Here is an 18561-nt window from a genome sequence, read left to right on the forward strand (position 1 = left end):
ACACCTAATAGCCTAAGGGAATACTCAGTGAGTGTGATGAGGGGTATCTCACTTATTTTGGGGGTACAGGAGTCCGATAAAACAATCCCGCGCCAAACCGTTTGGAGCGGGATTGAAGTCGTTCTTAAATCCAGAGTGCTTTAAAGCAGAGGGTTAAACAGATAGAAAACACGCTCCAAGAAGCGAGAGAACAGGCTCCGTTTATCCCACACCTTTTTTTCCACCGGATAGGACTGTTTGATGTAACTGTCTTGCAGAGATGACATCTCTTTGGTGAAGTCTTCATCATCGACTGCCAGCGTTACCTCAAAGTTCAGCCACAAGCTACGCATGTCCATATTTACGGTGCCGACTAAACAAAATTGGTCGTCAATAACGACAGATTTTGTATGCAGCAACCCGCCATAAAACTCATAAATTTTTACACCCGCGGCAAGAAGCTCACTATAGAAGGCGCGAGAAGCCCACTGAACCATGACCGAGTCATTCTTATGAGGGATGATAAGTTCTACCTCAATGCCTCGTTGCGCGGTCATCTTCAGTGTCTCAAGCAAATCGGTGTTAGGCACGAAATACGGAGTAGTGATTCTAACCGAACGATTGGCTTGGTTAATGGCTAACGTTAACACCTGATAAATAAGATACTCCGGCATGCCCGGACCTGACGGTACCACTTGTATCGGGTGCTGGTACTGATAACTATCGATTTTGCATTCCGGTCGCTTAGGAAGTTGACGCTCGCCGGTTTCGACCTCCCAGTCCCAGCAGTGAATGGCGCTTAGCACATTAACCGTTGGGCCAGTAATCCGCACCATAATGTCAATCCAATGACCGACACCACTGCTTTGCTTAAAGTAAGCCGGATCGACGAGGTTCATTGAGCCGGTGTAAGCGATCTCGTCATCAATAACAATGATCTTTCTGTGTTGGCGAAGATCTAAACGGCGCAAGAAAATACGCCACATTTTCACTTCCAAGGCTTGTATAACTTCAATGCCCGCATCTTTCATCATGCGGTACCACGGGCTTCTGAAAAAGCGTGGGCTGCCAGCAGAATCCAGTAACAGTTTTACATTGACACCACGTTTGGATGCTCGGATAAGCGCTGAGGCGACGGAATCGGCTAGACCTCCGGGGTGCCAAATGTAGAACACCATCCGAATACTGGTTTGTGCATTTTCGATATCTTCGATAATCGAGTGCAAAATTTCGTCTGGCTTCTGCTGCAATGAGAGCGTGTTACCACTGAGAGCGGGTAGCCCGAGACGGTTATTACACAGTTCATCAATGCGATAGATATGACGCCCCATCGTTTCAGGCATGTGCGCGTGGCAATCATTCAGTTGGCTGAACCATTCTGCAAAGGGGGCGAACATCTCTTTCGCGCGCTCAGCTCGCTTTCTGCCTAAATTAAGTTCACCAAACAGGAAATAACACGCGACACCAAGAACCGGAAGAATATAAATGATCATCAGCCACGCTAACGAAACACTTACGGCACGGCGTTTTAAAACTACCCGAATGGTGACACCAGCGACCAATAACCAATACAGTCCAATGCCAGCAAGAGTAAGAAAATGATAAAACTTATCCATATACGCTCAAATTTATACGCCCATTTACGATATTAGGCATAAAAGTGTGTTGGGGAAACTGCTTTCTTATTAAGAGTTAGAGTGATTTTATATGAGGGATTAAGTTCATAACAGGGGAATCTGTTATTCATGTTTGAAAACCAAGGTTAATCTTTAATCAGTGAATGAAAAAGCAGCATATAACATGCGTGATGCAGCAATTGTGCGATAAATATACTTGTTGAGGCTTTTAATTTTAATGGGGAACTGGTTTACTGACCGCATAGAGCGTCTAACATTATTTTCATAAGTGTATAACTTAATATAAACACACATTTTTGACGCCTATCTCAATGCAAACACAACACATTTAATTTTGGAGAAAAAGCGTGGCTACAACTAATACAGCACCACGTGATACGTGGGGGTCTAAATTAGGCTTCGTTATGGCCGCAGCGGGTTCAGCTGTGGGCTTGGGTAATATATGGAAATTTCCTTACACGGCGGGAGAGGGTGGCGGTGGCGCATTTGTTGCCATTTACCTAATCTTCGTCATCTTTATTGGCTTCAGCGTAATGCTGACCGAATTTGCCGTTGGTCGAAAAACAGGTCGAGCTGCTGTTGGTGCATTTAAATCAACCGATCGCCGCTGGACGTTTACAGGCGTAATGGGCGTACTGAGTGGCCTGCTGATCATGGGTTTCTACCCTGTTGTTGGCGGCTGGGCTCTGGCTTACATCTTTAAGGTGGGCTCGGGCTTGCTGAGTACTCCTGACGCTATCGGTGATAGCTTTGGTGCTTTCATCTCTGACCCTATCCAGCCTCTGATTTGGATGACGCTTTACCTGTTCATGAATATCTTCATTGTTATGAAAGGTATTTCTGGCGGTATCGAGAAAGCAGGTAAAGTTCTGATGCCACTGCTATTCCTTATTTTGATCGTCGTATCAATAAAAGGTCTGATGCTACCAGGTGCAATGGCAGGCGTTGAGTTCTTGTTCATGCCAGACTTCTCTGAAGTCAACAGCAGTGTGGTACTTGCTGCGCTCGGGCAGGCGTTCTTCTCACTAAGTTTGGGTATGGGTTGTATGATTACTTACGGCTCTTACCTGAAGAAGAAAGAAAACGTGGTTCAAACCACTGGCATGATTACAGCAATGGATACAGGCGTCGCAATTCTTGCGGGTATTGCAATGTTCCCGGCGATGTTTGCTTTCGGTATTGAGCCAGCAGCAGGCCCAGGTCTGGTGTTTGTTGTCGTTCCACAACTGTTCGCTGAAATGGGCGGTCTAATCGGCTTCCTGTTTGCGATCATGTTCTTTGTTGGTCTGACTGCGGCTGCATTAACGTCTTCGGTTTCACTGCTTGAAGTTGTGGTTTCTTACCTAATCGACGAAAAAGGTATGAAGCGTTCAAAAGCGGTGCTTTCAGCAAGCTCGGTAATGGCAATATTGTGTGTATTCGCTTCTTTGTCACTGGGCGGAATGGGTCCAACACTGTTTGGTACAGGTGCATTCGATATCTTCGACCTACTGACTGACAAAATCTTTATGGCTGTTGGTGGTATGTTGCTGTGTATCTTTGCTGGCTGGAGACTCAAGCGTGATGAACTTGAAAAAGAAATCACGAATGATGGTGAAGTATCTTTCCCACTATTCGGTCTATGGTACAACCTAGTGAAGTACGTTATTCCAGTCGCGATTGCAATTGTTGCTTTCATGGGCATCAAATCAGGATTTGACAGTGGTAAAGGTGAAATCATGGTACTCGGTATCGTGACTATCGGCCTGGCAGCTATCTTCTCGAAGAAGCTGTAAACCGTCACATCTTTAAAAAGGGAGCCAGGTCGGCTCCCTTTTTTATTCCAGTTACTGATTCTTGCTTACTTGATAATTTGTAGGCAGCTTACACACGTTAACTTTTAGAGCGTAAGCTAGGGGTAGGGAAAGCGGAATGGGCAGTTTAAGCTCGCCTAATCAATCAGAATCGGTATACTTCTGGCTCCAAACGTGGAGCTAGGTTTTTATGTTCGATATTCTACATACCCATCCAGATTTTCTGATCATCAACAAGCATCCCAACGTCTCCGTTCACAAAGACGATGGTGACACTATGCTGCTGCAAGAAGTGGCGAAGCAGAGTGGGGATGAGCAGCTATATCTCATCCATCGGTTGGATAAAATGACGTCGGGTATTCTGCTCCTCGGACGCAACGCCAAAGCCGCCAGCGTCTTGTCTCAAGCCTTTGCTGATCGACAAGTGGAAAAATTCTATCTGGCGATTAGCTCGAAAAAGCCGAAAAAGAAACAAGGTTTGGTGATTGGCGATATGGAACGTTCACGCCGTTCATCATGGAAACTGGTAAACAGCAAACATAATCCTGCGATAACACAGTTTTTCTCCCTTGCTGCAGAACCCGGTGAGCGCCTATTTTTGTGTAAGCCACACACTGGTAAAACGCACCAAATCCGCGTGGCATTAAAATCGGTTGGCTCAGGTATTGTTGGCGATCCAATTTATAATGCGGGTAACGAAGCTGATCGCGGTTATCTGCATGCCTTCTCACTTTGCTTCCAATATCATGATGAGCAATATCGCTTTGTCTGCGATCCGAGAGATTATGAAGCCCTTGGCAATAAATGGCACAGTGAAATTGTCTCTCAAGGCTTGGATAGCTGGCTTTCCCCATGGGAACTGAACTGGCCTACGATCAAATAACCGTCACAAAGAAATTAATAAGAGAATTCGATGCAAGCATCACAACTTTCGCTGTTTTTTCAGCATCTGGAAACCGAGCTCGCGCAAGCTCCGAATGAAATTCGTCGATTGTTTCACGGCCGTGGCCGTCGTTTTGAAGGTCTAGAGCAAATCACTTGCGACTGGTTACAAGGTCAGTTGATCATTAACTTATTCAAAGAAGTCGACGACGCGTTTCTCGCTGAACTGAAAAGTGGCCTCAATGCGTTAGCTGAATCAGATCTGTGGGCAAGCAAACAAGGCCGTACAATGGTACTTCAGCACCGTTATGCCGATGGCGCACCTTCAGAAGTGCTTGTTGGTGAGTTAGATGCTCGCCCCGTCGTTGAAGAAAGCGGTTTGAAATACCAGTTGGATATTGGCCGCAACCAAAACTTTGGTCTGTTTTTGGACATGCGTTACGGTCGCGATTGGGTACGCGAAAATGCCAAGCATAAAAACGTGCTTAACTTGTTTGCTTATACCTGTGGCTTTTCTGTCGCTGCCATTGCGGGTGGCGCAGATAAAGTCGTAAACGTAGACATGGCGAAAGCGTCGCTGTCTAAAGGGCGCGAGAACCATAAGCTAAATGGTCACAACACAAACCAAGTCAGCTTTATGGGGCATGACATCTTTAAGTCGTGGGGTAAAATCAAGAAGTCTGGTCAATACGATATGATCATCATTGACCCACCTTCATTCCAGAAAGGCAGCTTTGCACTGACCAAAGACTACAAAAAGATTCTGCGTCGATTGCCTGATTTGTTGGCAGAAGGCGGTCAAGTGATGGCGTGTGTGAACTCACCATCAGTGACCAGTGATTTCTTGATTGAAAGTATGCAAGAAGAAGCGCCACAACTGACGTTCCGCGAGCGTCTGGATAACCCGCCAGAGTTTACGGACGTGGACAGCGAAGCGGCATTGAAAGTGTTGCTATTCAGCTAAAAAACTCTCTGTCGCAATAGAAGAAAAATTAAACAAAAAGCGCCGCGAAACATCTAAAAAGACGTATCGCGGCGCTTTTTTGTATTTGGAAAATTAACCAATCTGCACTTCAAGATCTGCTTCAATGGTTGATGAGCAGGCGAGTACATAGCCTTGTTCAATTTCTTCTTGCGTCAATGTTTCTAGGCTGGTGGAAGAGACGCTGCCTTTACGAACTTTGCACTTGCAAGACCCACATATGCCACTTCGACATGCGACGATGAGGGGTAAGCCCGCGCCTTCAAGCACATCTGCCAATACCTGACCTTTTTGTGCATTAATGGTTTGAGCAAAGTCAGGCACGGAGACACTGGCGGTTTCATCTGATACCGCTGAAGGTTCCGTAGCTACTGGCGTAAAGCTCTCTTGATAGAAGTTTGCCATGTCAAAACCGAGTTTGCTCAAGTATCCGTGAACATCTTGCATGAACTGGCTTGGGCCACAGAGGTAAACCGTGCGCTGCTTAAAATCAGGAACAAGCTCTTTAAGCCAGTCGGCATTCAAACGACCTTGTGGGTGTGACGTTCCTTCGCTGTTCTTCAGCAACAGCTTCAAATGGAAATTGGGATACACGGCACCGAACGTTTCTAACTGATCGTAGTAAATCGTCTCTTCTGGGCTGCCTGCGATATGAAGAAATGCGATGTCCACATCGTTGTCGTTTTCATCTTGATTACTCAGCCAGTGTTTTGCCATCGAAAATACTGGCGTGACGCCGCAACCAGCACTGATCAGCAGCGCTTTTGTTTTTCCGTCGTGTAGAACAGGCGGGTGGTCAATGCAGTTAAATTCGCCTGCTGGTGGCAAAGCCTGAATGGTATCGCCAAGTAGTAATGAGTCGACGATGTAGTTCGAGACTTTACCGCCAGCTACACGCTTGATAGTAAGTTGAAGGTGATCGTCTTCATTAACAGAGCTGATTGAATAGGCACGAAATTCCAATTTTCCATCAATTTCGACACCCAGGTTAATAAACTGACCGGGTTTAAATTGAAACAGAAGTGATTCGGTTAATTCGGCCAACTTGATGCTGACGGTATCGTGTGTTTCGAAATATTTGTCGATACAACGGAGCGTGACGGGTTGGTTGCCTTGCCATTCAAAAAACATAACAATCTCTTTGGTTGGAGCGAGTTCAAAATCTTAGATTATAAAAGCGCCCCCAGATTAGGAGGCGCATAGCGAGCGGTCTCTTAGGCTGCCAGAATAGCTTTTAGGTCATCCTGAACATTGCCAATGCTGCGCATATCGAACTTCTCTTGGATGATTGCGATTAGGTTTGGTGTTAGGAATGCCGGTGCAGTAGGGCCGGTGTAAATGCCTTTCACGCCCAGAGCGAACAACGTTAGCAAGATAACGATCGCTTTTTGCTCGAACCAGGAAAGCACAAGAGTGAGTGGCAGTTCATTAATGTCACAGTCAAACTCTTTCGCCAGTGCCAGAGCAAGCTGGATTGCTGAGTACGCATCGTTGCATTGGCCTACATCTAACAGTCGAGGGATACCGTTGATATCGCCGAACGTATTTTTGTTAAAGCGGAATTTACCACACGCCAACGTCAGGATTAGCGTATCTTCAGGTGCTTCTGCCGTGAAGTCGGTGTAGTAGCTGCGCTCGGCTTTATCGCCGTCACAACCGCCTACCAGGAAGAAGTGCTTGATGTTGCCTTGTTTCACTTGGTCGATAACCGCAGGCGCGGCGTTCATCAGTGCATTGCGACCGAAACCAACCGTGATGTGGTGTTCGATTTCATCGTGTTGGAAACCGTCTTGCGCGAGTGCACATTCAATCACTTGGCTGAAGTCATCGCCTTCGATGTGAGCCACACCAGGCCAGCCAACAATACTACGTGTGAATAAGCGGTCTGCGTATTGACCCACATTCGGGTTCAACAGGCAGTTTGATGTCATCACGATTGCGCCAGGGAAGTTCGCAAATTCTTTCTGTTGGTTTTGCCAGGCGCTACCGTAGTTACCCACCAGGTGAGGGTATTTCTTAAGCTCAGGGTAGCCGTGTGCAGGTAGCATTTCACCGTTGGTGTAGACGTTGATGCCTTTGCCTTCTGTTTGTTGCAGAATCTTTTCCAGGTCATGCAAATCGTGACCAGATACCAGAATACATTTGCCTTTTACTGGCTTGACGTTGACCGTTGTTGGCTCTGGATGACCAAAGGTCGTCGTTTCACCTTGGTCTAGCATTTCCATTACTTTGTAGTTCATCAAACCAATGCGCATTGAGCAATCGAGCAGTGCACCAAGATCTTCCGGGTCGGTACCTAACCACGCCATGATTTCATGATATTCGGCGTAGATGTCGTTGTTGGTTTGTTCAAGTACGCGTGCGTGTTCCATATACGCAGCCGCACCTTTAAGACCGTACAGGCAAAGTAGACGCAAACCAATCACGTCTTCATGCACTTGGTCTTTACCACGGTTAACCGCGACTAGAGGCGCAAATTCCAGGATAGCTTCAGCGCTGTTTGGTAGCTCGAAGTTGGCAACGGCAGGAATGTCAGTAAGGTTGGTGTCTGACAAAGTCGCAGCAGACATTACTTGCTCTTTGAGCAGTGCTTTGTAATTCGCGGCTTGAGATGTTAGCTCAAGGATACGTTCAGGGTCGAAGTTTACGTTAGTGAGTGTAGAGAAGAATGCTCTTGGTGCCCATTGATAGATTTCATCGTTAATGATGTTGAATTCAAGTGCTTTTGATGCCCAAAAAGAAACCCCTTGTAGTGTGTAAACCAACACGTCTTGCAGGTCAGATACTTCAGATGTTTTACCGCACATACCTTGTGCAAAAGAACAACCTTTAACAGCAGGGGTTTGAATTGTCTGTTCACATTGAATACAGAACATATTGGGTTCTCCAGTGTTTGTTTTAATAGTCGTGATGATGACCACTAGAGAGCAGAATGCGTGCCATTTTTTATCTTATTGATTATTATAGGTTTTGTTTGTTTTTGATGAGCGGGGTGATGTAATTAAGACAACGTGTTTGATGTCTTAATTACATCGCATTGTTAGGTGTGCCTATTTATTGATCCCAAACTTTTTACCCATTCGATATAAGTTACCGCGATCCATTTGTAAAAACTCCGCTGCTTTTGCCCAAACTCCACCAGTTTGGTTCAAAGCATGTTCAATCAAATCACGCTGATAGCCTTCGACTAACTCTCGCATTGGTTGACTTTCTTTTGGCAGGTAGTGTGATGTGTTTTTTACATCATCAAGTGCAAGCGAGGTGTCAAAATGGCTCAGCATGATTGTGCTAGCAGTTTGTTGAATTGCGTGCAAAGCCGCTCGAGTTAAGGTGTGTTCGAGCTCGCGAACGTTCCCGTACCAAGGTAAAGATTCGAGTTGAGTCAATACTTTAGGGTGAACGTGTAAATTAGGCGCGTTGAATTGCTGGCGTACTTTTTCAAGAAGATATCCCGCTAAAACAGGAATGTCACCGTCACGAGCACGCAGTGGCGGCACTTGAATTGGGAATACATTTAAACGGTGGAAAAGGTCTGCGCGAAATGTACCAGCTTCGACCTCTTTTTCCAGTTGTCGATTGGTTGCAGCGATAATGCGAACGTTAACCATCAAATGCTGGTCGCTACCTACACGCTGAAGTTCGCCTTGCTGAATAACACGCAGCAGTTTTGCCTGCAAAATCAAAGGCAGTTCGCCCACTTCATCAAGAAAAATCGTTCCGCCATCGGCCAGTTCAAATTTACCGGCGCGGTGGCTATTGGCACCAGTAAATGCGCCTTTGACATGACCAAACAGTTCGCTTTCAGCCAGACCTTCAGGCAGGGCAGCACAGTTCACGTAGATCATTGGCTTATCGCTGCGGTGAGATTGTGCATGCACCGAATGCGCGACCAGCTCTTTACCCGTACCCGTTTCACCTGTAATCAGAACTGCATAGTCAGACTGAGCTACCGTGGCGATGTTGTTACGTAGTTGAGTGATTTGCGGGCTCAATCCAATCATCTCTCCTTTTTGTGAACGAGCTTGTTGGATAAGCGTTTGAGTAACATTTTTCTGCTTTTGGTTTTGAGTTTTGAGCGCTTTTAATTGAGCGATGTTACGTAGCGTTGCTGCGGTTAAAGCCGCAAAGGTTTCGATAGCAACGGGGTCGATATCATCAAACGCACCTACTGCTAAAGCATCCATCGTCAAGGCTCCAACGAGTTGACCTTCTACATACAAGCTAAATCCCATGCAATCGTGAACATCAATACATTGGTCTTCGGTTAACAGTGTACCGTCAAATGGATCGGGTAGTGGACAATGGGCATCGAACCGAACAGGATCTCTGCTCTGAATGATGGCTTCGAGTCGAGGGTGGGCTTTGGGAAAGTAACGACGACCTAATACCGAGCTTGATAGCCCTTTCGCTGCAACAGGCGTAAGGAAGCCATCTTCATCAAAAATAAACAGGCAGGTTGCATCGCATGGAAATACTTGTGCCACACCATCAATAAGACTTTGGTACTGTTGCTCATGGGAGCGATTAGAGCTGAGGTTTAATGCGATATTGAGGAGTACGTGGTCAACAGTAGGAGTCATATCAAGCCCAAAAGTTATCTGGAAAGGGCTGATGCTAGCAACTTGATGTCATTTTCACATCGAAAATATCAGAAGTTTGATGTTCCATTGACGACGATCAAGTTTGATCTCAAAAGAAACGCGCAAGCATAATGTCATTAAGAATGCTTGCGCGGCTTTTGAATTCGAGTCGAAAGTTAGGAGGTATGACTCCTACTTCATGAGCTCAGATTAGCGAGGTACGACCCTTGCTTCGCTACCATACATGTTGATTTGTACCGCCTGACCTGGCTGGAATATCATGTTTGGGTTCGCTTCTTGAACGATAGAGATGATTTTTCCATCTTCCATGCGAATGGTTAGATTGACGCCGTTTCGTTTCGCGGTCGCTTCGGCGGTTTTACTACCTGCATAGCCACCTAATAAGCCACCACCGATGGCTGCGATATCAGAGCCTGAACCGCCACCAACTTTAGAGCCTAATATACCACCAATTGCGGCACCAGCGATTGTCCCGATAGCATTGGATTGCGTGGAGGCATCAATGGTCACTGGTTCAACTTTTTCCACCGTTCCGTAGTAAACTTGCTGAACTTTTCGAGTGTCTGCCGAGCCATATGCATCACCGTAAGGGTTAGGAGAGGTACAGCCTCCTAATGCGATTACGGAAAATGTAAGCAACATGCCTAGCTTGACGTATTTTTTCATATAACCTCCAAATGGCTTTGATACTCAAAGAGTATATACCCTATTTTAGTATGTGCTGAGAGTTTCTATAAAACAGCGACTTAACCATAATTGACCCCGAGGGAATTTGCATTCTCAAACGGTGTTAATTGTCTTTGAGCGTATGAAAGCCGGAATAGATACGTGTGAAGGTAGTAAACCAGCAGGCCGCACCAAATAGATAGGCAATCAGTGCGAAATGTTGCGGGAAGATACAAAATGCGATGAAAGCGCCTATGGTTTCAGTGCCTTCAGTCAAGCCACTCATATAGTAGAGCGATTTGTGTTTATAAACCGGATTATCGATACCCTGTTTACTGGCCATTATCGCAAATGCCAAGAAGCTACTACCCGTTCCGACAAACGAGAAAATTAAGAAAGCACCTGCAATGGCATTTTGTTCCGGATTAGCGAGCACAAACCCGAAAGGGATCAGTGAATAAAACAGAAAGTCTAAGCTGATATCGAGAAAGCCGCCAGCGTCGGTAATCCCCTGAATTCTAGCTAAGGCACCATCCAGTCCATCACAAAAGCGATTAAGCAGGATAAACAGCAGCGCTGTTAAATAATGTTCTGTGATTAGGGCTGGTACAGCTAAGCAGCCAACAGCAAAACCAAATAGGGTGGTTTGATTAGCCGTGATGCCGAACTTGTCGACCAATTGTGCACTTTGAGTCAGTGGCCATCTGATGATTTTGATACTGAAACGATCAAGCATTCTCTGTCTCCCATGGCCACGTTATACAGCGACTACCTTCGGGAATGTCATCTTCATCGTGGGTGACCATTATCGTCGGGATATTGGCTTGTTGAAGTTGCTCAACCACCCAGTTGCGAAATTGCACTCTCAGGTCTTTATCGAGCTTACTAAAAGGCTCATCCAAAAGTGCTGCTTTAGGTTGTGCGAGCAACATGCGCGTCAGTGCAATACGTGCTCGTTGACCACCTGAAACTTGGTCGGGGAAAGAGTTCGCAATCTTGTTCAAGGAAATATTCTTCAAGGCTTGTATCGCGCTTTCTTTTCTTGTGTTTCCTTTTTTGGCATTCGGCAGTGCGAAGGCCAGGTTCTCCCATATCGTCAAATGAGGGAACAGCATATCATCCTGAAACAGGATTCCGACTTTGCGCTTGTGCGCAGGAACTCGATCAAGCGTTTCATCATTAAGTGTCACGGAGCCCGAATAATGGAACTCGTTAGAGAGGTGTCCGGCAATGGCATCTAACAGAGTAGATTTACCACAGCCGCTTGGTCCCATTAGGGTAACAATTTCGCCTTTCTCTACAGTGATGTTAAATCCAGAGAAAAGTGTATCGCCATTGTTTTTATGGATGGCGAGGTTTTTGAGACAAAGACTCATGGTTAAGTAAACCTTTCATTGAAAGTCGGCGGTATTTGCCGTTTAAACGGCTTAGCAAAATTGCAAAAGAGAAGAACATTAATGGCAAAAGAGCCTGACAAATCGCGTAGATTGCCGTAACGCGCCGGTCGAAACCGCTGGAAAGCGCTACCGCTTCGGTTGTGATTGTGCTTATTCGACCCGCACCAAGCACAAGCGTTGGCAGGTATTGCGCTAAGCTGACGCTGATACCTACAGCCCAGGCAAAAACAATGGCAGGCAGCAGGATTGGAAGTTTTATTTTAAGCCAGGTTTGTAGCGGTGTTTTGCCTAAGCTAAGGGCGACACGAGTTAAGCCGTTGTTGAAGCTGCGCCAAGGGCCGTCCAGCGATAAGTAGACAAACGGGAAGGCGAAGAAAACATGTGCCCAGCAAACCCAGAAAAAGTAGGCATTGTTGTTGAAATACAAAGTCGCGACCTGTATGCCAAAAAGTACCGACAATTGCGGGATAAGCATAGGGACGGCAATGACGTAATCCGGAACCTGCCAGCGATAGCGAAGCTTATATTCGTGAGCAATTAACGCCAGGATTAGAGCAATGGACGCGCTGATCACGGCGATTGTGATACTTTGCTCTATCGTGCCTAAAATACTCTCCCACTCATATTGCCAAAAGCGTAGGGTGTAACGACTGGGTAAGAGATCCGGAAATCGCCAACGTTGAGCAAAACTCCACAGCACCATCAAAGGTACGATGACAAAAGTAAGTAATGTGATCAGAGAAAACAGCACTTTTCCGGGCAGTTTGAGTCCAGATCGTCCAGAGTATTGCCAACGTTTAAAGCCCTTTGTGACTAACCATTCGACAAAACGAGTTAAGCCAATCAACCCTGTGGCAATAACAAATAAAATCACTGCACCCGAGGCAGCTCTTGGCCAAAGTGCCAGATCGGGGTCATTAAACCATTGCCAAACCAACACAGCGAAAGTTGGTGGATTGGTTGGACCAATGATGAGTGCGATATCGACAACCGATAAACTATAAGCAATCACTGCCAGCATTGGGAACCTGAGTTTTGCTAACCACTGCGGGAAAATGCACTTCCACCAAGTCTGGGCTGTACTGTAGCCCATTGAATGGCTGACTTTTTCAATTTTATTAACATTGAGTTGCTGCAAGATTGGAATGCTCATCAGCAGTAGAAAAGGCGTCTCTTTGATTGCCAGCATGATGATTAAACCAAGCGCATGAGGATCTTTAATCAGCAACGCTAAGTCATCAACGGTTTGTGCGTTTGTGTCGAAACCAAAGAACTGAGTCGCCACACGAACGCCCAAGCCTGTCGGAGCAAACAAAAAGGCAAATCCGATGGCAAAAGCGACATGCGGCATCGCAAGCAGTGGCGAGAGGAAAACCTCTATTTTTCGCCAGAACCTACTGTTCCAAGCTGATTGCAAAATAGCAAAAGTGAGTATGCACGCTAAATAACTGCTGAAAATAGCAGAGTAGAGCGTGAGTCCGATAGAGGTCCAGACCCCTTGCCAATCAAATACAGCAGCAAAGCCATTTAATGAGAACTGGGTCAGACCGATAGGTGGGACATAGCCGAGCGCAGAAACCACCACCCCTAGCAGGCCGGGGATGGTGGGCAAAATACAAACTGCGATAATAACGAGATACAGCGCTCTTAACATTTGTTCGTACTAATTCCCGTAACGTTTTAACCACGCTTGCTCTAGCGCGTTTTGCCAGCTTGGGTGTGGTTCATTAATCGATTTAAATTGCTGCGTATTCTTTGCCGTACCCGTCAAATACTCACTGCTTAGTACGGAAGGATCACCCCAAATATTAATATCGCCTTTACGAGACTGCGCCTCAGGGCTTAGTAAGAAGTTTATCGCAACTTGCGCACCGGCATTGGCGTTTGCATTCCACGGAATGGCCAGAAAGTGAATATTGGAAAGCGCGCCAGCATCCATCGCATAAGCTTTAGTCGTTTCAGCAAGGGTACCGCTCGACTGGGCAGAAAAAACGGCATTGGGGTTGAATGTAATGGCTAAATCAATCTGACCATCGTCGAGTAACTGCAACGTTTCTGCTGTGCCTGCTGGGAATTGTTTACCACCACGCCAGGCTACTTTGTGGAACTTATCTAAGTATTGCCATAGCGGCTGCGTAACTTGCTCAAATGTCTCCGCGTTGACTGGTTTCTGCAATGCGGGATCGTTGTTGGTCAGCTCGATCAATAACGCTTTGATGAAACTGGTACCGTGGAATTCGGGTGGGCGAGGGTACGTCAGACGGTTGGGAAACGCTTTGGCATAATTGAGCATTTCTGCAAAAGAGTGAGGAGGGTTATTCAAATTCTCCGTATCATGAATGAAGACTAACTGACCCACGCCCCACGGCGCTTCAAGTCCATCGGTCGGCTCAGAAAAATCCACATCAACAGGGAGCGTTTTGTCTACGTATTGCCAGTTTGGCAAAGCATCAACAAACGGACCATATAGCAGTTGGTTGTCCTTCATCGACTTGAAGTTTTCACCGTTGATCCAAACCATATCGACACTGCCCCCGGTATTCTTGCCAGCGGCTTTTTCTGCGATCAATCGAGTGGTAGTTTCAGAAATATCGGTGACTTTGACATGGTTGAGCGTCACATTGTAGCGAGACTTGAGTTCCTTACCCGCCCACTGGATATAGCGGTTGATCTCTTGAGAGCCTCCCCAAGCGTGAAAGTAGACGGTTTGACCGTCAGCTTGTTTTTCTATGGACTGCCAGTCTTCGGCAAACGTGTTGGTAGCAAAAGCCGTAGCTAAAATCCCGATGGTGCTTAGTAGCTTATTCATACATTATCCGATTTATGTCAAATTGTTTTACTTCGATGAGTGCAATAAGGCTTATAAAATTCAATCCCTTACATGGATAGTAAGCTATCTATTATTATTATCAACGTGAATGCCCGTAGGGTTAACGCATTGACTAATAGAATTACGATCAATGTGAGGTCAATTAGAGAAAATATAGCGTGAGTACGTGAATGCTATTTCAAGAAAAGAGAGACCGTGCGGTGTAATAAATTCTTTCAGATGAATGTATTAATGTCGAACATCGATTGGTTTTCATGCAGGGGACTAGAGGACGTTGAGCGGCTGAAAGCAAAAAAGCAGCCGTGATAGGCTGCTTTCTAATTACTCGTTGTATTGGATTAGTTCATCCAGTCACGAAGTGTAAATGTCAATTCATGCTCAGAGTTTTTAAGAACTAAGCCATCTTTAGTTAGCGTGATGTCACTCCAGTCAGACAGTGTCGATGACATCGCTTGTTCTACGTTCATGATGTCACCAATACACATTTTCATGGTCATGCCCATCTTTTCAATGCGTAGTTGATTATCTTTTAGTTCAGCCTGACCAAAGAAATTATTACAGCCAGCATTACCGTTAGCTGTGAGGTTTTCACCAATTTCCAGGCGAGGTGCTTTTTGACGTTCGCTAAGTTCGATGTTCTTACCATCGATTTGAACCAGCTCCCAATTGTGGTGCTGTAAGTCTTGAGCCGTTATTTTTTTCACATTATCACCGTTGCTTGCACATGCTGTCATCAGAACAGGAAGGGAGATTGCAGCAACTAACGTTTTTAGACTAAGCTTCATTTAATAGACTCCGTTATAAAAAACGAAAAGAAGTGTAATTAATAAAACACTGTTTTTTGTCAGCATACGGTAATAGTTTCGTATAAGCGTGACATAACGCAGTTTACCGCCAGATAACAGCAATGTATTGTTGTATTTAAGTCGTTTTTGACATTCACAATTAAAGAACGGTTTTAGCATGGAGCAATTGGAGTTTTTTAGCGTCCCGAGCCCTTGTGTTGGCATTTGTAGCGCTGATGAAAAAGGCTACTGCAAAGGGTGTATGCGTAAGCGAGAAGAACGATTTAACTGGCAGAAGTACACACCTGCTCAGCAGCTTCATGTGATCAAGTTATGCCGTCAACGGTACAGAAGAAAACTGTTAGCAGGGAAGGGGAAGGCTGACCAGCCAAAAGAAGATGTTTCACCGCAACAAGATTTATTTTAAAAAGTGGGCTTTAGTGTGTTTATTCCCGGCCCGCATTAACGTCTTGTGAGCCGGGAAGCTCCTATCCACATTATGCTCTGTAAAACAGGCATCTGGCGCTACTTCATTTTCATGGACCAAGTATCGCTAACCCAACCTCCTGCTTGTTCGTCGAAGTGATTTCCAGCAAATCGATGGTTAAGTTCAACATCTAATTTGCTCGTTGGATTTTCATCCATCAATCTATGGATGTATTTCGCCATAGGATCCGTACAGGCTTCTCGTTCTCTACGGGTAACCACTTCCTTTATCATTTGAAGTCGGTAGCTATTGCTGGCTCGTTTCATTTTTGACCTCCAGAACTCGATGGCAGCATTTGACACATATTGACGTCTAGAATCGCTGCTCATTGGCGCCCGCGTTGAGGCGAGTCACCGTAGTTTGGAGTCCAAAGACAAATTGTTTGAGAGCAGTGTTTGCAACGCCATTTCCATCTTTCTAACACTCGCTCTCACTTCCGTTTAAAATGTTCGGAAAAGCTAATTAACGAGCCTATATTTTCGAAAGACCTTATCAAACATAGAAGCCCAGCACAGGGGCGTCAACAACTCAAATGAACATTTTTTGAACAGTTTGTGAAGGTGGAGAATTTTCAGCAATTTATGGAAATAAAAAAACCGGAACCCAAACGTCCCGGCTTTTTTAAAATAAACTTCGGCTTGTAAAAGCGTTTAGCTTCTGTACAAAAAATTATGAAATTCAGTAATTAGCTACTGGTTGCTGGACAACCTGTCACAGCCTGGCTGTTGCTGAAGTACTGAATATTACCTAAGTTCTTCTCGTAGTCTGCTGCTGATATTTGAGGGTTATTTACGAAGAACTCTCTTAGCACAGAAGCATCGGTCATTTGAGTCGATTCAACATCAATAACAGGGTAGTCATCACCGCCAGCGGCACTGAAGCTAATGACTGAGAAGGTGTAAGTTGCGGCCAAGTCGAAACCTTTGCCATTAATATCCGTGATTGATACAGAGCCAGCATCACAATCGACATCCAGAGTGATGTTGTCCAGTTGCGCATAAGCACCAGATCCTGCAGATTTCGTTGCCACAACGTCCAGGTAATCTTTTACTTCCTGGCCTGTCATGGTCGCTTTAGTTACGAAGTTTCCAAATGGCTGCACAGTAAGGACGTCACGGTAGGTGATATCGCCCGCCTGAATTGAGTCGCGCACGCCACCAGAGTTCATCACGCCAAAGTCAGCATTAACTAGGTTGTATGTTCGGTAGGCTTTGCCCAGAAGATGCCCCAGGTTAGTTTGCTGTGAACGCACAACGCTGCGATCACCTTCCAGTTTTCCATCGGTGTTAGAAACAACGACATCAAGCAGCTCTTGTCCTTGCTCCTGATAGGTACGAAGCGTATCTTGGACCGTTGCGTCTGGCTGAATGTACTCACCAATCACTTGATCGTTGTCATCGAGCAGGTTTACCGGAATAAGAGCGTAGTTGGCCAGGTGCAGTTTGCCGTCAAAGTATTCAAAGTCCGCGCGACCCACATATTTACCCCACTCGTGCGCTTGCATGATGTAAGTGCCATTCTGTTGGTCTGGTGTACACTCATCGCCCGGATTGAAATCCGCATACTCGTTGGTGCCTGGCTCCATACAAACAGGATTTTGCGAGTGGCCACCGATGATGGCATCCAATTGACCCTCTTCAAGAGAGCGGGCTAGCAGTACATCACCCGGTGCTTCACTGCCATGGTTACCATCGTGATAGTGACCCATGTGAGTCGTTGCGAATACAAGGTCGACATTTTCGTTGTCTTTTATTTCTTGAAGAACTTTCTTAATTTCGTCTTGAGGATCTGCGAAGTAGATGTCCGCTACGTTGTCCGGGTTAACCAGCTTTGCCGTATCTTTTGTCGTAAGACCAACAACCGCCACGTTTAGGCCGTTAATCGTGAACACTTTGTACGGAGCAAAGTAACGTTCATCGGTGACATTACCGTCAGTGTCTTTCTTGTAGATATTCGCTGCTAGCATAGGGAAGTCTGCCAGCTCAGCTTGCATATCTAAGATATCTAGTGAGTTATCAAATTCGTGGTTGCCGACCGCCATTGCATCGTAGCCGATTAGGTTCATGCCGATAAAGTCGGGCTTTGCATTTTGCATGTCTGACTCTGGTACGCCAGTGTTGATGTCACCACCAGAGAGAAGAATGGATTCACCGCCGTTCGCTTCCACTTCTGCACGAATAGATTGGATTAAAGTGTGACGTGCAGCCATGCCGTATTCGCCGTCATCATTGTGCCAAAAGCGACCATGGTTATCGTTAGTATGAAGAACAGTGAATTTCGTACATGAATCAGCCGTTTCACAAGTAATAGAGATGCTGTCACTGTCTGAACCACATCCTGCTAAAACCGCGCCTACTGAAAGTACCAATAGAGATTTGGAAAATTGCATAAGTAGAACCTTTGTTTGTGATTTTGTTATTGTTACGGCGTGCAATATACGGAAATAATATGAAAGTTTAGTGATCAAGCTCTTATTTATACTTGTATCAAATCAGTGAGTTAGTCAGCCTGCAAGCATTGTC

16 protein-coding genes are annotated in these 18561 nt (G+C 45.7%); 4 read left to right on the forward strand and 12 right to left on the reverse strand.

The window, feature by feature from the left end; genetic code table 11:
- Positions 1-140 precede the first annotated feature (140 nt).
- On the reverse strand, positions 141-1595 hold the full coding sequence (gene cls, locus VEJY3_RS05905) for a cardiolipin synthase (protein WP_014231527.1): 1455 nt from the start codon (positions 1593-1595) through the stop codon (positions 141-143).
- A gap of 425 nt (positions 1596-2020) precedes the next feature.
- On the opposite strand from cls, the gene VEJY3_RS05910 reads away from it, so the two are divergent.
- From VEJY3_RS05910 to VEJY3_RS05920, 3 genes are all read left to right on the forward strand, one after another.
- Entirely contained in the window at positions 2021-3391 is a 1371-nt protein-coding gene (locus tag VEJY3_RS05910) for a sodium-dependent transporter (protein WP_237708178.1), read from the forward strand.
- Positions 3392-3599: 208 nt separating this feature from the next.
- Entirely contained in the window at positions 3600-4292 is a 693-nt protein-coding gene (locus VEJY3_RS05915; protein ID WP_014231529.1) for a TIGR01621 family pseudouridine synthase, read from the forward strand.
- A 30-nt stretch (positions 4293-4322) separates the two neighbouring features.
- On the forward strand, positions 4323-5255 hold the full coding sequence (locus tag VEJY3_RS05920; protein WP_014231530.1) for a class I SAM-dependent methyltransferase: 933 nt from the start codon (positions 4323-4325) through the stop codon (positions 5253-5255).
- 93 nt (positions 5256-5348) lie between these two features.
- Here the strand turns inward: VEJY3_RS05920 and VEJY3_RS05925 are convergent, their stop codons facing one another.
- The 9 genes from VEJY3_RS05925 to VEJY3_RS05965 all read right to left on the reverse strand — a co-directional run bounded on the left by VEJY3_RS05925 (position 5349) and on the right by VEJY3_RS05965 (position 15552).
- Complete coding sequence (locus VEJY3_RS05925; RefSeq protein WP_014231531.1) at positions 5349-6404, reverse strand: hybrid-cluster NAD(P)-dependent oxidoreductase; 1056 nt, start codon at positions 6402-6404, stop codon at positions 5349-5351.
- 83 nt (positions 6405-6487) lie between these two features.
- Entirely contained in the window at positions 6488-8149 is a 1662-nt protein-coding gene (gene hcp, locus VEJY3_RS05930) for a hydroxylamine reductase (protein WP_014231532.1), read from the reverse strand.
- A 174-nt stretch (positions 8150-8323) separates the two neighbouring features.
- Positions 8324-9853, reverse strand: a complete 1530-nt coding sequence (gene norR, locus VEJY3_RS05935) for a nitric oxide reductase transcriptional regulator NorR (protein ID WP_014231533.1) — start codon at positions 9851-9853, stop codon at positions 8324-8326.
- A 210-nt stretch (positions 9854-10063) separates the two neighbouring features.
- Positions 10064-10540, reverse strand: coding sequence for a glycine zipper 2TM domain-containing protein (locus tag VEJY3_RS05940; RefSeq protein WP_014231534.1), 477 nt, complete (start codon positions 10538-10540; stop codon positions 10064-10066).
- Between the two features lie 124 nt (positions 10541-10664).
- Positions 10665-11276 carry a CDP-alcohol phosphatidyltransferase family protein gene (locus tag VEJY3_RS05945; protein ID WP_014231535.1) on the reverse strand — a complete coding sequence of 204 codons (612 nt, stop codon included), beginning with the start codon at positions 11274-11276 and terminating at the stop codon, positions 10665-10667.
- Positions 11269-11916, reverse strand: coding sequence for an ATP-binding cassette domain-containing protein (locus VEJY3_RS05950; RefSeq protein ID WP_014231536.1), 648 nt, complete (start codon positions 11914-11916; stop codon positions 11269-11271). The genes VEJY3_RS05945 and VEJY3_RS05950 overlap by 8 nt, the downstream gene beginning before the upstream one ends.
- On the reverse strand, positions 11882-13591 hold the full coding sequence (locus VEJY3_RS05955) for an ABC transporter permease (protein ID WP_014231537.1): 1710 nt from the start codon (positions 13589-13591) through the stop codon (positions 11882-11884). Before VEJY3_RS05955 ends, VEJY3_RS05950 begins: the two co-directional genes overlap by 35 nt.
- 9 nt (positions 13592-13600) lie before the next feature.
- Positions 13601-14746 carry an ABC transporter substrate-binding protein gene (locus VEJY3_RS05960; RefSeq protein WP_014231538.1) on the reverse strand — a complete coding sequence of 382 codons (1146 nt, stop codon included), beginning with the start codon at positions 14744-14746 and terminating at the stop codon, positions 13601-13603.
- A gap of 359 nt (positions 14747-15105) precedes the next feature.
- Positions 15106-15552 carry an META domain-containing protein gene (locus VEJY3_RS05965; RefSeq protein ID WP_014231539.1) on the reverse strand — a complete coding sequence of 149 codons (447 nt, stop codon included), beginning with the start codon at positions 15550-15552 and terminating at the stop codon, positions 15106-15108.
- Positions 15553-15730: 178 nt separating this feature from the next.
- On the opposite strand from VEJY3_RS05965, the gene VEJY3_RS05970 reads away from it, so the two are divergent.
- Complete coding sequence (locus VEJY3_RS05970; RefSeq protein WP_014231540.1) at positions 15731-15979, forward strand: DUF1289 domain-containing protein; 249 nt, start codon at positions 15731-15733, stop codon at positions 15977-15979.
- Between the two features lie 98 nt (positions 15980-16077).
- On the opposite strand, the gene VEJY3_RS05975 is transcribed toward VEJY3_RS05970, so the two are convergent.
- Both VEJY3_RS05975 and ushA read right to left on the reverse strand, forming a co-directional pair.
- The gene (locus tag VEJY3_RS05975) at positions 16078-16305 is read right to left on the reverse strand and encodes a hypothetical protein (RefSeq protein WP_014231541.1); all 228 of its coding nucleotides are present in this window, start codon (positions 16303-16305) and stop codon (positions 16078-16080) included.
- A 419-nt stretch (positions 16306-16724) separates the two neighbouring features.
- On the reverse strand, positions 16725-18428 hold the full coding sequence (gene ushA / locus VEJY3_RS05980; RefSeq protein ID WP_014231542.1) for a bifunctional UDP-sugar hydrolase/5'-nucleotidase UshA: 1704 nt from the start codon (positions 18426-18428) through the stop codon (positions 16725-16727).
- Positions 18429-18561 lie beyond the last annotated feature (133 nt).

Origin of the sequence: Vibrio sp. EJY3, from assembly GCF_000241385.1 — a bacterium.
Taxonomy (GTDB): domain Bacteria; phylum Pseudomonadota; class Gammaproteobacteria; order Enterobacterales; family Vibrionaceae; genus Vibrio; species Vibrio natriegens.

Bases quoted from the DNA above. Each gene is read 5' to 3' on its own strand.
- hcp (WP_014231532.1), bottom strand. From the start codon at position 8,149: ATGTTCTGTATTCAATGTGAACAGACAATTCAAACCCCTGCTGTTAAA.
- VEJY3_RS05925 (WP_014231531.1), bottom strand. From the start codon at position 6,404: ATGTTTTTTGAATGGCAAGGCAACCAACCCGTCACGCTCCGTTGTATC.
- VEJY3_RS05965 (WP_014231539.1), bottom strand. From the start codon at position 15,552: ATGAAGCTTAGTCTAAAAACGTTAGTTGCTGCAATCTCCCTTCCTGTT.
- norR (WP_014231533.1), bottom strand. From the start codon at position 9,853: ATGACTCCTACTGTTGACCACGTACTCCTCAATATCGCATTAAACCTC.
- VEJY3_RS05970 (WP_014231540.1), top strand. From the start codon at position 15,731: ATGGAGCAATTGGAGTTTTTTAGCGTCCCGAGCCCTTGTGTTGGCATT.
- VEJY3_RS05910 (WP_237708178.1), top strand. From the start codon at position 2,021: ATGGCCGCAGCGGGTTCAGCTGTGGGCTTGGGTAATATATGGAAATTT.
- VEJY3_RS05940 (WP_014231534.1), bottom strand. From the start codon at position 10,540: ATGAAAAAATACGTCAAGCTAGGCATGTTGCTTACATTTTCCGTAATC.
- VEJY3_RS05915 (WP_014231529.1), top strand. From the start codon at position 3,600: ATGTTCGATATTCTACATACCCATCCAGATTTTCTGATCATCAACAAG.
- ushA (WP_014231542.1), bottom strand. From the start codon at position 18,428: ATGCAATTTTCCAAATCTCTATTGGTACTTTCAGTAGGCGCGGTTTTA.
- VEJY3_RS05975 (WP_014231541.1), bottom strand. From the start codon at position 16,305: ATGAAACGAGCCAGCAATAGCTACCGACTTCAAATGATAAAGGAAGTG.
- VEJY3_RS05960 (WP_014231538.1), bottom strand. From the start codon at position 14,746: ATGAATAAGCTACTAAGCACCATCGGGATTTTAGCTACGGCTTTTGCT.
- VEJY3_RS05955 (WP_014231537.1), bottom strand. From the start codon at position 13,591: ATGTTAAGAGCGCTGTATCTCGTTATTATCGCAGTTTGTATTTTGCCC.
- VEJY3_RS05920 (WP_014231530.1), top strand. From the start codon at position 4,323: ATGCAAGCATCACAACTTTCGCTGTTTTTTCAGCATCTGGAAACCGAG.
- cls (WP_014231527.1), bottom strand. From the start codon at position 1,595: ATGGATAAGTTTTATCATTTTCTTACTCTTGCTGGCATTGGACTGTAT.
- VEJY3_RS05950 (WP_014231536.1), bottom strand. From the start codon at position 11,916: ATGAGTCTTTGTCTCAAAAACCTCGCCATCCATAAAAACAATGGCGAT.
- VEJY3_RS05945 (WP_014231535.1), bottom strand. From the start codon at position 11,276: ATGCTTGATCGTTTCAGTATCAAAATCATCAGATGGCCACTGACTCAA.